This is a genomic window from Rouxiella badensis (assembly GCF_002093665.1).
GTDB classification, from domain to species: Bacteria; Pseudomonadota; Gammaproteobacteria; order Enterobacterales; family Enterobacteriaceae; genus Rouxiella; species Rouxiella badensis.
The window spans coordinates 44545-58236 of the sequence record NZ_MRWE01000035.1; the positions used below are offsets into that span (position 1 = coordinate 44545).

Here is a 13692-nt window from a genome sequence, read left to right on the forward strand (position 1 = left end):
GTTCCTAGGATAAAACGGATGAAACGAGTAGCTGGGTATAAGGGTGATGTGGGTCATCGAGCACCCGATCGGTCAACCCGCTTTCTACGACCTGGCCTTGCTTCATCACCAGCAGGCGGTGGGCCAGCAGACGTGCTACGCCCAGGTCGTGGGTCACAATCACTACCGCCAGCTGCATCTCGACCACCAGCGTGCGCAGCAAGTCCAGCAGGCGTGCCTGTACGGATACGTCTAGCCCGCCGGTCGGCTCATCCATAAACACCAAACGAGGATGGGTCACTAGATTGCGGGCGATTTGCAAACGCTGTTGCATACCGCCCGAGAAGGTGGTCGGCAGGTCATCGAGGCGTGAAATCGGGATCTCGACGTCTTCCAGCCACTTGCCGGCTTCCTGACGAATGCGGGCATAGTTGCGTTCACCGATAGCCATCAGGCGTTCGCCGATATTGCCTCCGGCAGACACCTGGCGACGCAGGCCGTCCATCGGATGCTGGTGAACTACGCCCCAGTCGGTACGCAGCAGGCGACGACGATCGCTTTCCGGCATCTGATAAAGCGACTGCGCGTGCTGCACGCCGTTGTTGTAAATCACCTGACCCTGCTGAGGGGCCAGGCGCGCGGAGATGCTCTGTAACAGCGTGGTTTTACCCGAGCCGGACTCGCCGACAATGCCCAGCACTTCGCCGGGATAGAGCTGAAACGACACGTCGCTGAAGCCTTTTCCCGGCGCATAAAGGTGGGTCAGGTTCTCAACGGAAAGCAGCGGCGTGGCAGAAGCGTTGACCGGATTCATTGTTTATTGGCCTCTTTTAAAGATGCGGCGTCGAGCTGCTGAGCGCAGTAGTCGGTGTCAGAGCAGACGAACATGCGGTTGCCGAGATCGTCGAGCACCACTTCATCGAGATAGCTGTCGTGCGATCCGCAGAGAGCGCACGGCTGATCCCATTGCTGCACCGTGAAGGGGTGATCCTCAAAGTCCAGGCTTTCGACCTGGGTAAACGGCGGCAGCGCGTAGATACGTTTTTCGCGTCCCGCGCCGAACAGTTGCAGGGCGGGCATCATGTGCATCTTCGGGTTGTCGAATTTCGGAATAGGTGACGGATCCATCACGTAGCGATTGTTGACCTTCACCGGATAGGCATAGGTGGTCGCGATGTGGCCGAAGCGGGCGATGTCTTCATAAAGCTTCACCTGCATAACGCCGTACTCTTCGAGCGCATGCATTTTTCGCGTCTCGGTTTCACGCGGCTCGATAAAGCGCAACGGCTCGGGGATCGGCACCTGAAAAATCAGGATCTGATCTTCCTGCAGCGGTGTTTCAGGAATTCGGTGGCGGGTCTGGATAAGCGTCGCCTCGGTGGTTTTTTCGGTCGTCTCGACGCCGGCGACATTTTTAAAGAAACGGCGGATCGACACGGCGTTGGTGGTATCGTCGGCCCCCTGATCGATGACCTTCAGCACGTCCTCCTGACCTATCACGCTGGCAGTAATCTGAATACCGCCGGTGCCCCAGCCGTAAGGCATCGGCATCTCACGACCGGCGAACGGCACCTGATAGCCGGGGATCGCCACGGCCTTCAAAATAGCTCGGCGGATCATGCGCTTGGTTTGCTCGTCTAGATAACCCTGGTTATAGCCGGTTGCGGTTGCAGCATTATTATTTTTCATTGGAGAGATCCTTGCCATTGGCCGCTTCGTGCTGTTTGCGCAGGCGCTGCAACAGCTCCAGTTCAGCCTGGAAATCGACGTAGTGAGGGAGCTTCAGGTGCGAGACAAACCCTGCGGCCTCGACGTTATCGGCGTGGGACAGCACAAACTCTTCATCCTGCGCCGGGCTGCGGACCTGCTCATCGTATTCGGGGGCCTGTAGTGCGCGGTCAACCAGCGACATCGACATGGCCTTGCGTTCGGCGCGGCCAAACACCAGCCCATACCCACGGGTGAAGTGCGGTGGTCGATCTTCTGGGGTAATAAAGCCGTTCACCATCTCGCATTCTGTCAGCAGGATCTCGCCGATATCGATAGCAAAGCCCAGCTCTTCCGGCACGATTTCGACCGTCAGCCAGCCGGTGCGAATTTCGCCGGCGAAAGGGTGGGTGCGGCCATAGCCACGCTGGGTGGAATAACTCAGCGACAGCAGAAAACCTTCGTCGCCGCGCACCAACTGCTGCAAACGTGCGGCGCGGGTGGCCGGATAGACAGGCGGCGTGCGGGTAATGTCGTCCGGCTCGCTGCCGTCGTCTTGCTCAGTGACCGCCAACTGTTGATTGGCCAACAGGTCAAACACGTGTCCGCAGGATTCGGGGAGCGTCTCGTCGGCGTTGGGGGCGACGGGATCCAATCCTTCGGCCAGCAGAGCGAAGTCCAGCAGGCGGTGGGTGTAGTCATAGGTCGGGCCTAGCACTTGTCCGCCCGGCAGGTCTTTATAAATCGCCGATACGCGGCGTTCGAGGCGCATATTGGCGGTATTCAGCGGCTGACTGATGGCCAGACGCGGCAGCGTGGTGCGGTAGGCGCGCAGCAGGAAGATGGCCTCAACCAGATCCCCTGACGACTGTTTAATAGCCAGTGCGGCCAACTGGGGATCGTAAATTCCGCCCTCGCTCATGACGCGATCGACGGCCAAGCCAAGCTGTTGCTCAATTTGTTCGGCGTTGATTTCAGTGACCTGAGTGTCACCGCGGCGCTGGTGTGCCAGCAGTTCGTGAGCGGCCTCGATGGCCTTCTCGCCCCCTTTAACGGCAACGTACATTAGCAGGCCTCCACGCGGGTCGTGCGCGGCAAGGCAAGCAGCTGCTCACCGCAGGTAAACATAAAGTCCAGCCCCAGCGGGAAGCGGTGTGGACGATTGAGTAAATATTGGGTGACGGCGTCGGGCAGCTGCACCGAGATAACGCGTGACTGTTCAATCCCCGGGCCCAGCAAGCGCAGCGGCTTGCCGCCTTCCAGCGACTCAACCTGCACGATGACGCTGGTGGCCAGCTCAGGCGACATTTCATCACCGCACGGGAAGGCCAACAGCGTGGCGCTGTCGAGCGAACCCTCCGCCAGCGCAAAGCTAACGCTGCTCGGGTCTTCGGTCAGTACGGCACCGGTGTGGAATCGCAAATTCTGACGCAGCACGTCGTCGTTGAGCCGTGGGCTTATCCACAGCGGCGTATCTTGATCGATAAGCGTCAGCAGCACGCAGGCGCTGGCAGAATCCAGCACGCCGAAGCCGGACATTTCCGGCAGCGCGACAATCGAGCCGGGTTCGCTTAACGCTTTGAGGATACGACGGAAACTAAACTGGGCATCGGCGACCGGATGCTTAAAACTTGCAACGAGTGACATAGTTACTCTCCCCTAACCAGAGTGAAGAAGTCGACGCGGCTGGACGCAATTTCGCGGGCACGCTGTTCGCGACGCGCCTGCTGGCTGGCGGCCAGTGGCGCAATGACGCGTTTATGGAGCAGCTCCTCCATACCGGAGACCTGTAGCAGCGCATCAATCACGGCGCAGAGCTCGGCGTGGGCCTTGTCGCGACCGCGAACATAGCTGTAGCCGTAGACGCCGGAGGCAAGCTGGATAACGGCGCGGGTGACGGTCATGTCGCCCATCACGAAGCGTTTTCCGGTGCCACCCATCCGGGCCTGTAGCTGCGTCAGGCCGGTTTCAGCCGGGCGCAGGCGTTCAAAGGTAGGGCTGAGATTGAGCGGCTTCCAGTGTTCAAGCAGCTCCGACGGCTGGCTGTGGGCCAGCACCGACATCCAGCGTTGACGGTTTTCTAAGGCGTCCATTAGTGCTCCATGGTGAGTTCAATCATGTCAGCACGCGTCAGGCTGACGGAGTATTCCGCTACGCTGCCGTTGCTGTCACAGGTGTTAATGGTGCGCACGCAAAGCAGCGGTGCCTGCGGGACAATTTCCAGCAGTTTGCTTTCTTTGGCCTGCGCGCGGCGGGCATTGATACGTGTCGTGCGGCGGCTCAGACGCTGATTGATTTCGGTGCGGATAAAGTCATGCAGCGAACCGTTTTGGAAATTCTGGAGGATGGGCCACCAGCCGAGATCTGGCAGGTAGTGGTCAATCACGCAGACAGGCACATTGTTAACGCGACGCAGAGTGCGCAGATGAATAACCGTTTCACCCTCCTGACGCCCCAGGGCGGTCGCAACGTGATCGGTCGCCGGACGGAGCACCGCCAACAGCCTTTCGCTGGTGGGATGACTTCCCTGATCCAGCAGGTTTTGGCTGAAGCGTGCCTGCGAGTGCAGCGGATAATCATAAGGGCGCATCAACACCAGTGTGCCGATACCCTGACGGCGCTGAAGCCAGCCGCGATCGACCAGTTCATCGACCGCACGCCGCAGCGTATGGCGGTTAACCTGAAAACGTTCGGCGAGCTGGTTTTCCGGAGGCAGATAGTCACCGCAGCGGTAAGTGCTACGCAACTCCTGCTCGAGCTGAGCGGCTATCTGCTGGTAACGCGTTGGGTAGCTGGTCGGATGTCTAGATAGGTCTATCACAATGAATACCTCGCTGCCTGAATGTCAGCGCGTAGGTCAGGAGCAGAAACGTGCTCTGCCGGGCGACCGCGGGGGTGATGTAAAGACTGTCTGATTGAGTCAAAAATTTGCATGGTGTCAACCTCGGTTCGACGTTGGCACCATCTTGGAGGGGGAAAATGACAGTTCGGTGAAGCAGGAGTTGCAGGTTGATGAACAATGCGGGACGGCGACGGGAATAAATAGCCAAGTCGTTGATGCAGCGATCGTTAGGCTGAAGAGAATGGATCTTTCGTCCATCCTCAACGATTTTAAGCGGCAGTTTTAACGTAAAAAGTGGATCACCTGGTTGCTGCTACCGCGCCAGACAAGGGAAGGATCGTGCAGATCCTGCACAAATTTCCCGTCGACAAGCACGTTGACTCGAGCGATCGTCCGCCGCTGATCGCCGCTGAGCTCGTCGAGGCGATAACCGGTCCACATCCAAACGTTTTTTCCCGGACACTCGTCGCTTATGCGCTGCAAAAGATGGTCGACAGCCGACAGATTTTGCGGATGCAGCGGATCCCCGCCCGAGAGCGACAGACCCTGACGCGGGATGACCTTATCCTGTAAATCAGTGACTATGCGGTCTTCTATCTCGGGCGTGAAAAGCTGGCCTGAGGTGAGTCGCCAGGTGCTCTTGTTATAACAGCCACGGCACTGATGCACGCACCCGGAGACAAACAGCGTACAACGGGTGCCCGGCCCGTTGACGACGTCTAGCGGATAATAGGCGTGATAGTTCATGCGATTAACCGAGCTGCCCATTATCGAGATGCTTTACGCGGCGCTTAACCTCTTCCTGCTTACCGGCGTTGAAAGGACGCGCATCCGGGCTGCCGAGATAGCCGCACACCCGACGTGTGACCGACACCCTCGAGGCATCGTGATTGCCGCATTTCGGACAGGTAAATCCTTTGCTGGTACAGGAAAACTCGCCGGTAAAACCGCAATCGTAGCATTCGTCTATTGGCGTATTCGTGCCGTAATAGGGGACGCGGGTATAGCTGTAGTCCCAAACGTCTTCGAGCGCGCGCAGGTTGTGCTGCAGGTTGGGGTATTCGCCGTAGCAGATGAATCCGCCGTTGCTGACCGGGGGATAAGGCGCCTCGAAATCCAGCTTCTCATACGGATTGACCTTCTTCTCTACGTCGAGGTGGAAGCTGTTGGTGTAATAGCCTTTGTCGGTCACGCCTGGGATCATGCCGAATTCTGCGGTATCGAGTCGGCAGAACCGATCGCACAGGTTTTCGCTCGGCGTACTGTAGAGGCTGAAGCCGTAGCCGGTTTCCTGCTTCCAGGCCTCGGTGGCCGCCTTCAGTCGGGCAACAATTGACACGGCTTTGTCGCGCAGTGCAGCGTTATCAAACAGATGCGCTTGGCCGCCATACAGCGCAGTGATAGTTTCGTGCACGCCGATATAACCCAGCGAGATGGAGGCCCGCCCGTTTTTGAAGATTTCGCTGATGTCATCATCGGCTTTCAAGCGCACGCCGCAGGCACCCTCCATATAAAGGATCGGCGCGACGCGGGCTTTTACCCCGTCGAGTCGGGCGATACGGGTCATCAACGCTTTTTTGGCCAGCAGCAGACGCTGGTCGAGTAAATCCCAAAAGGCAGGTTCATTGCCTTTGGCTTCCAGCGCGATGCGCGGCAGGTTCAGGCTTATCACGCCAATGTTGTTGCGCCCGTCATGAACCTCTTCGCCGTGCTCCTGGTAAACGCCGAGAAAGCTGCGGCAGCCCATCGGGGTTTTAAACGAACCGGTGACCTTAACCACCTGATCGTAATTAAGAATATCAGGATACATACGCTTGCTGGCGCATTCGAGGGCGAGCTGTTTGATGTCATAATTGGCGTCGGCCGCCTTATGATTTATGCCGTCGCGAATGGCGAAAACCAATTTGGGAAACACGGCCGTTTTACGATTTTTTCCTAATCCGGCGATACGGTTGCGCAGAATCGATTTTTGAATCAGCCGCGCTTGCCAACAGGTACCCAGACCAAAGCCAAAGGTCACAAACGGCGTCTGGCCGTTGGCGGTGTGAAGCGTATTAACCTCATATTCCAGCGACTGAAAGGCGTCGTAGCACTCTTTTTCTGTGAGCTGGTGGGCGTAGGCTTCAACGTCGGAAATAGCCCACTGCGTTGCCGTTTTTCTATGCTTCTTAAAACTTTGCGTGACAAAGGGCGCTAGAATTTCGTCGATACGGTTGATGGTGGTTCCGCCGTAAATGTGGCTGGCAACCTGAGCGATAATCTGTGCCGTGACGGCGGTCGCGGTGGAGATGGACTTCGGCGTATCGATTTCCGCGTTGCCCATTTTAAAACCTTTATTCAACATGCCTTTGAGGTCGATGAGCATGCAGTTGAACATCGGGAAAAACGGTGAGTAGTCGAGATCGTGATAATGAATTTCGCCGCGCTCGTGGGCCAGCACCACGTCACGAGGCAGAATATGCTGACGCGCATAGTGTTTCGCCACAATCCCCGCCAGCAGGTCGCGCTGTGTGGGAATGACTTTGCTGTCCTTATTGGCGTTTTCATTAAGCAACGCGAGATTACTTTGCTCCACCAGTCCACGGATCTCCTGATTGAGACGGCTGCGCAATTCACGTTTGATGTCCCGGTCGTGGCGATACTCGATGTAGGCGCGCGCCAGCGGCTTATAGGGGCCTGCCATCAGCTGGTTTTCAACCGCTTCCTGAATCTCATGGATGTCGATGCGATGTTTACCGCGCAGAGTCTCTGTCACCTCACTCGCCACGCGGGTGCAATATGCCATATCGTCGACGTTAACGGCGGCCGCCGCACGTTGCACCGCCTGCATGATCAACTGCCCGTCAAACAGCACCTGACAGCCATCGCGCTTGATGACCAGCAGGCCTGAGTTCTCAAGTTTCAAAATAGAAGTCCCTTCGATTAAAACGCTATATATAGATTAATAACGACAATATACACGCTACATATAGATTTATTCCCGGGCTTAATGGGGCATTTTTTGACTTGAGACAAGGAAAATTGTTATCGGAAATCTGCTGCTGAGAGCGCTTCAATCTGCTGCAAGTCCTGTCGATTTACTTCGCACAGAGTTAAAGCTTTTTCGATCTGTGGATAAAACCTACGCATTGCGGTGAAGGCAAGGCGACAGGCCGGGCGACCGCGAGGGTGCTTTAGAGGGTTTAAGGAAGGTTTAGTGATGGTTTAGATATGGTTAATGTTATCAGGAGTATGATTCGCGCACTTAATTGATTGAGATCAGTTCAGTTCGCGGCGTTTGCGCGACAATCCGCATCGCCGTTTATTAACCTACCGAGAAAAATTTTATGGATCCCGACCCCGACGCAGTAAGTCCGTCTTGATCCGGTAAGCACCTGCCTTTTCGCTGCTGCTTACCGGACAACATTTGGTAAGCAGCAGCCTGCTCTCTCTGATTGCATGCTCTGTTTTTTACACCCTTTGCCATGCCCACGGTGATTTTGTCGTGGGCGCAAGAAAGGTAAGAGCTATGTTTAAAACTATGACTCAACGACTGATCCACGTGTTCAGCCGTACTTTGCCGCTACGTCTTATCCGCCGTTCTCCGATGCTGGAAAATGCCCAGCCAAACGGCGGCAAAGACTTGCCGCCTTCTATTGTTCAACATTGCCAACACTGCGCGCGCGCCAGTGCCGAGCAGCTTTACGCCCAATTCAACAGCCATTTCGAGGGGCTGACAGAGCTTGAAGCGGAGGCCATTCGTGAACGCGTTGGCCCGAATCAGACCAACGACCAGCAACCGATGCCGTGGTGGCAACACCTGTGGATTTGCTATCGCAACCCGTTCAACCTTCTGCTGACGATTCTGGCAGCAGTTTCATACGCCACTGAAGATATGAAGGCCACGCTGGTCATTGGCAGTATGGTGGTTATCTCTACCCTGATGCGCTTTGTTCAGGAGGCGCGCTCCAATAAAGCCGCCGATGCGCTAAAGGCCATGGTCAGCAATACGGCTACCGTGCTTCGCAGCGATACTCAAACCGGGCAAAGCCGCACCGTTGAATTACCTATCAATCAGCTTGTTCCCGGCGACCTAGTGAAACTCTCTGCGGGCGATATGATCCCGGCCGACCTGCGTATCCTGTCCGCCAAAGACCTGTTCATCAGCCAGGCGGCGTTGACCGGAGAGTCGCTGCCCGTTGAGAAGCAGGCCAATAGCCGCATGCCGGTTGACTGCGATCCTCTTGAGCAGGATACGCTGTGCTTTATGGGCACCAACGTTATCAGCGGTACGGCGTTGGCAATGGTTATCTCTACCGGTGCGCAGACCTGGTTTGGTCAGCTTGCCGAGCGCGTCATGAAGCAAGACGACCAGCCGAACGCCTTCCAGCGCGGCATCAGCAAAGTCAGCTGGCTGCTGATCCGCTTTATGATGGTGATGACGCCAGTGGTGCTGCTGATCAACGGCTATACCAAGGGTGACTGGTGGGAGGCGGCGTTATTCTCGCTGTCGGTGGCCGTAGGTCTGACGCCAGAGATGCTGCCGATGATTGTCACCTCGACGCTGGCAAAGGGAGCCGTCAAACTTTCTCGTCAAAAAGTCATTGTTAAACATCTGGATGCCATTCAGAACTTTGGTGCGATGGATATTCTGTGCACCGACAAAACCGGCACCCTGACGCAGGACAAAATCATTCTTGAGCGCCATACCGACGTATTGGGTACGCCATGTAATGATGTGCTGCATCTGGCGTGGCTCAACAGCCATTATCAAACTGGGTTGAAGAACCTGCTCGATGTCGCAGTGCTTGAGGGCGCTGAGGCGGTTGAAATGGAACAGAGACAGAATCGCTATATCAAAATCGACGAGATTCCGTTCGACTTTGACCGTCGCCGTATGTCTGTGGTGGTGTCAGAGGCTGCTGATTATCATCGTTTGATCTGTAAAGGCGCGCTGGAAGAGATCCTGTCGATTTGTACGCTGGTAAAGCTCAACGATGAAACTGTCCCCTTGACCGCGCAGCTGCTGAGCCGTATTCGCGGTATCACGGATGACCTTAATCAGCAGGGTCTGCGGGTGGTTGCGGTCGCGCATAAAGTCATACCTGCACGCACCCACGATTACGCGGTAGCGGATGAATCGAGCCTGATCCTTGCCGGTTACATCGCGTTCCTCGATCCACCAAAAGAGAGCACGGCACCGGCTTTAAAAGCCTTGCAGCGTAAAGGTGTGACCGTCAAGATCCTGACCGGTGACAACCCGCTGGTCGCGAGAAAAGTCTGTAAGGACGTAGGGCTCGAAGTTGACAATATTTTGACTGGCAGCGACGTTGAGAAATTGAGTGACGCTGAGCTGGCTGAGGTGGCAAGAAATACTCGCGTATTTGCCAAGCTGGCACCGCTGCACAAGGAGCGTATTGTGCGCGTACTGCGTGAGCAAGGGCACGTGGTCGGCTTTATGGGAGATGGCATTAACGATGCTCCCGCGCTGCGTGCCGCTGACATCGGCATTTCGGTTGATTCTGCCGTCGATATCGCCAAAGAGGCGGCCGATATCATCCTGCTGGAAAAAAGCCTGATGGTGTTAGAGCAGGGCGTGACAGAAGGGCGTCGCACTTTTGCCAACATGCTTAAGTACATCAAGATGACCGCCAGCTCAAACTTCGGTAATGTTTTCAGCGTATTGGTTGCGAGCGCCTTCCTGCCGTTCCTGCCTATGCTGCCGTTGCATCTGCTGGTGCAGAACCTGATTTATGATGTGTCGCAGGTTGCTATTCCTTTCGATAACGTCGACGAGGAGCAACTGTCTAAACCCCAGCGCTGGAACGCCGGCGATATTGGGCGTTTTATGGTGTTCTTCGGTCCTATCAGCTCAGTGTTTGATATTCTCACCTTCTCGCTGATGTGGTGGGTGTTCAAGGCGAATACGCCTGAGATGCAGACTCTATTCCAGTCCGGCTGGTTCATCGAAGGCCTGCTGTCGCAGACGCTGATTGTACATATGATCCGCACCCGTAAAGTGCCATTTATTCAAAGCCGGGCTTCGTTGCCACTGTGCATCATGACACTGCTGGTAGTGATTACCGGTATCGGGATTATCTTCTCGCCGGTGGCCGGGTTCCTGCAACTTCAGGCACTGCCGCTCAGCTACTTCCCATGGCTGATTGTGATTCTGGCGGCCTACATGGTGATGACCCAGGGCGTTAAAGGCTGGTTTGTGCGTCGTTACGGCTGGCAGTAAAATTTTGATGTAACAAAGCCCCCACGGTTAGCCAACTGCGGGGGCTTTTTTTACAAGCGACTTAAGCGCTCGGCCAGCATCTCCAGCAGGCGAGGATTATCGACTTCGGTCATAACATCAATATTGGTTGAATCATCGTCGAGGTGACGAGGCTTAACGGCAACCAGCGTCTGACCTCGGTGCTGGTCATCCTGATAGCTCACGCTGATTTTCCCCGCGATGCCTGTAAACAGGCTAGGGTCGATAAGCCAGGCAATGACGCAAGGGTCGTGCAGGCAAGGATCGCTAACCCCATAGTTGCGCAGCATGGCCGTTGCGGTCTTCAGTAAAGGATTCACCTGCTCTAGGGCATCAAGATAAGGGGCGTTTATCTTGGCTTGCAGGGTGACATCAAGACCAAACATCACCTGAGGAATACCCGCGCTCAGCACCACGTGTGCGGCCCAAGGGTCAACGTAGATATTGAATTCAGCAGTCGGGGAGACATTGCCCGGACAGAAAGCCGCACCGCCCATAAATACCAGCCGTTTTATCTTCGGAACAATGGTCGGGTCTTTGATAATCGCCAGCGCAATGTTGGTCATCGGGCCGATAGGGCAGAGCGTGATTTGGCCCGGTTCGGCGTGCAGGGTATGGATGATGAAGTCGACGGCGTGCTGAGGTTCCAGGCTAAAGGCAGGCTGAGGCAGCTTCACGTTCCCAAGCCCGTCATTACCGTGAACCGTGGTATGGATGCACTCGGCTTCAAGCATTGGGCGTGTGCATCCGGCATAGACTGGGATGTCTTCTCGGCCCGCAAGGGTACAAATGCGACGCGCATTATAGGAGGTTCTTTCGAGCGAAACGTTGCCTGAAACCGTCGTGATACCGACCAGTTCAATCTCTTCTGGCGAGGCCAGGGCCAGCAAAATAGCCACCGCGTCATCAATGCCGGGATCGCAGTCGAGAATGATTTTATGTTGTGCCATGAGCCACCTTGCATAAGTTGTATGAACGTCTTGCTGCGCGTTAAGGCTATAAAATTAGACGCCTTATCGCGCACTGGCAACGCGTTTTTATGCTATCACCGGTAGAGATTAAAACGCTGTTCGTTCAGCCAGACTGTGGCCTGGCTCATGAGTTTAGCGTCGCCCTGTAGGTTGGGGTTATTCAGCAACCATCGAAAAATAACTCTGATTCATCTCAACGCCGTCGGTTTAGAGTCGGTATGCGTTTGGGGTGTGTTGAGAAATAAAGTCGACCCTAATGCCGGTAATGCCGTTAGCTAAGACCTCTTTAATCTTTTCAACAGACTGATTAATAGTGAGGTTGGGCTGCTTTGAGAGTCTAAGGGCTGTGATGGCGTGTTTACGATACTGGTCGGTTCCTGGCGCCTGTTTTAAATCCGCTGAGGCTTTTCTTGCCCCTGTCGGAGACCCTTGCATTTTCTCAGTGATATTTTGAATAGCCCTCGCTGGCTTGCCTGGCAAAGCGGGAAGTGCGCCCTATCGAGAGGGGCTTTAGCGGCAGGTTCAGGTGTGAGACTGCTGTGTTTCCAATTGCTCATAAATGTCCCGATACGATTTTTATCCCTTTCAAGTTCAGAATAAAGGCGCCTTAGGCTTTTTGTACTGGGGTATCCGTTGTTACATTAAGCGAGATGATATTTATACGATTGTGAGAACGTAGTCGACAGGTCATGGCGGCCACCAAATTTAAAAGTTATTTTTATATTAAATATTTTTTAATTATCGCAGTCGGTGTCATCACGCATGTCTTGAAGTGGCTGATGGGTCGTTAAATCCGATGTCGATTATCGGTGGGAGTGGCGCTTGTCTCTTAAGTCGGGCGAGTTGGCTGAGTCGGTTTTTTGCTGTGTTAAGTTGATCTATCTGTGCATCAAGGGGGTTCGACAAGCTTTGGGTATCTGCTTTGTTTATTTTAAATATATCACGCTTTATCTTTTCGATTTTTGCATCAGCATCAGCTAGCAGTTTTTGATAGTTAACAATGGCGGAAGCACCGTTTAATGCCTTTGGCTGCTGAGGATTCGTTTCATAGGTGAGGGCATCAATTTGATAATCATCTATCTTGTCATAGATGTATTCATCATCACTATGTGCATAGCCAGACTCTTCTGACTCTGATGCTATTTTCTCGTGAAATTGACGGTATTCTTTTTCCTCATAAGAATAGTTGTCAGCATGACGTGTTTTTTCGGCATGGGTAGGATGATCCTCAACGAACTTTTTGAATGAAAGTTCTTCAATTTTTTGTTTGATCGATTTCAGTGAGTTTTCCGATAAAATAGCTGATGTCTTAGCATTAACCTGCGGCAGGCGCTGGGTAATATCGAAAAATCCGCAGATCTCATCACTCACTGGAGGATAGTCCGGATGAGAAAAACCAGCATCAGGTCGATTAGCAATAAACTGTATGTTAGCTTGACGAGGAAATAACGTTTTTTTTATTTCCGCAATGGCCTCATCGATGGAGTATTTCTTTTCTACAGATTTGGCAATGGCTATCCCTGCTTTCTTCTTCACCTCCCTGCTAAAAGGTTGAGTAAGCGTTTGAATGTTTTTGAAGGCTGAAATTATAGGTTCAACGGTCAACTTTCCTAATTCTTGTTTCATAATAAAGTTGTTGGCTGCCACATATTTTTCACGCTCATCGTAAAGCGGAAGTTTGTTAAAGTCGTTACTGTTATATATTCGGTAGAATATTTTATTTATTTTTTCATTGCCGTTTTTCATTATAATCTTCTCGTTGATGCGAAGATTATAAGGAGATTGAATGGTATTATTCAGTGAGTTAGCGATCTGCTTGTTTATCATCGCTATCTTTCGTTCGCTAAAGTTAACCTGTAGGTGTCTAAGTTCGAGTAAATCAGAGTAGGTTTTACTGTGATTAACAAAGTTATTTTTTATTTTTATAACTCCAAACAAATGACCAAAGTTATTTT

Annotated in this window: 11 protein-coding genes; 1 reads left to right on the top strand and 10 read right to left on the bottom strand. The window is 53.8% G+C overall.

The features are described 5' to 3' along the window. Positions 1–4 precede the first annotated feature (4 nt). The 8 genes from phnK to nrdD form a co-directional block, all read right to left on the bottom strand. Positions 5–793, bottom strand: coding sequence for a phosphonate C-P lyase system protein PhnK (gene phnK / locus BS640_RS18040; protein ID WP_084913038.1), 789 nt, complete (start codon positions 791–793; stop codon positions 5–7). Beyond that, positions 790–1668, bottom strand: a complete 879-nt coding sequence (locus BS640_RS18045) for an alpha-D-ribose 1-methylphosphonate 5-phosphate C-P-lyase PhnJ (protein WP_017494227.1) — start codon at positions 1666–1668, stop codon at positions 790–792. Before BS640_RS18045 ends, phnK begins: the two co-directional genes overlap by 4 nt. Next, positions 1658–2752 carry a carbon-phosphorus lyase complex subunit gene (locus BS640_RS18050; RefSeq protein WP_017494228.1) on the bottom strand — a complete coding sequence of 365 codons (1095 nt, stop codon included), beginning with the start codon at positions 2750–2752 and terminating at the stop codon, positions 1658–1660. The genes BS640_RS18045 and BS640_RS18050 overlap by 11 nt, the downstream gene beginning before the upstream one ends. After that, on the bottom strand, positions 2752–3333 hold the full coding sequence (gene phnH / locus BS640_RS18055; RefSeq protein WP_017494229.1) for a phosphonate C-P lyase system protein PhnH: 582 nt from the start codon (positions 3331–3333) through the stop codon (positions 2752–2754). Before phnH ends, BS640_RS18050 begins: the two co-directional genes overlap by 1 nt. Positions 3334–3335: 2 nt before the next feature. Beyond that, the gene (gene phnG, locus BS640_RS18060; protein WP_017494230.1) at positions 3336–3779 is read right to left on the bottom strand and encodes a phosphonate C-P lyase system protein PhnG; all 444 of its coding nucleotides are present in this window, start codon (positions 3777–3779) and stop codon (positions 3336–3338) included. Beyond that, on the bottom strand, positions 3779–4504 hold the full coding sequence (gene phnF / locus BS640_RS18065) for a phosphonate metabolism transcriptional regulator PhnF (RefSeq protein ID WP_026110837.1): 726 nt from the start codon (positions 4502–4504) through the stop codon (positions 3779–3781). The genes phnG and phnF overlap by 1 nt, the downstream gene beginning before the upstream one ends. A 306-nt stretch (positions 4505–4810) precedes the next feature. Continuing rightward, the gene (gene nrdG, locus BS640_RS18075; protein WP_084913045.1) at positions 4811–5275 is read right to left on the bottom strand and encodes an anaerobic ribonucleoside-triphosphate reductase-activating protein; all 465 of its coding nucleotides are present in this window, start codon (positions 5273–5275) and stop codon (positions 4811–4813) included. Between the two features lie 4 nt (positions 5276–5279). Beyond that, positions 5280–7412, bottom strand: coding sequence for an anaerobic ribonucleoside-triphosphate reductase (gene nrdD / locus BS640_RS18080; protein WP_084913044.1), 2133 nt, complete (start codon positions 7410–7412; stop codon positions 5280–5282). A gap of 624 nt (positions 7413–8036) precedes the next feature. Here nrdD and mgtA point away from each other — a divergent pair. Further along, entirely contained in the window at positions 8037–10748 is a 2712-nt protein-coding gene (mgtA, locus tag BS640_RS18085; RefSeq protein WP_084913039.1) for a magnesium-translocating P-type ATPase, read from the top strand. 50 nt (positions 10749–10798) lie between these two features. Here the strand turns inward: mgtA and BS640_RS18090 are convergent, their stop codons facing one another. Together BS640_RS18090 and BS640_RS22090 are read right to left on the bottom strand one after the other, a co-directional pair. Further along, positions 10799–11716, bottom strand: coding sequence for a nucleoside hydrolase (locus BS640_RS18090; RefSeq protein WP_084913040.1), 918 nt, complete (start codon positions 11714–11716; stop codon positions 10799–10801). Positions 11717–12493: 777 nt separating this feature from the next. Then, positions 12494–13692, bottom strand: a 1199-nt coding sequence (locus tag BS640_RS22090; protein ID WP_158086754.1) for a hypothetical protein, incomplete at its 5' end; no start/stop codon positions are given.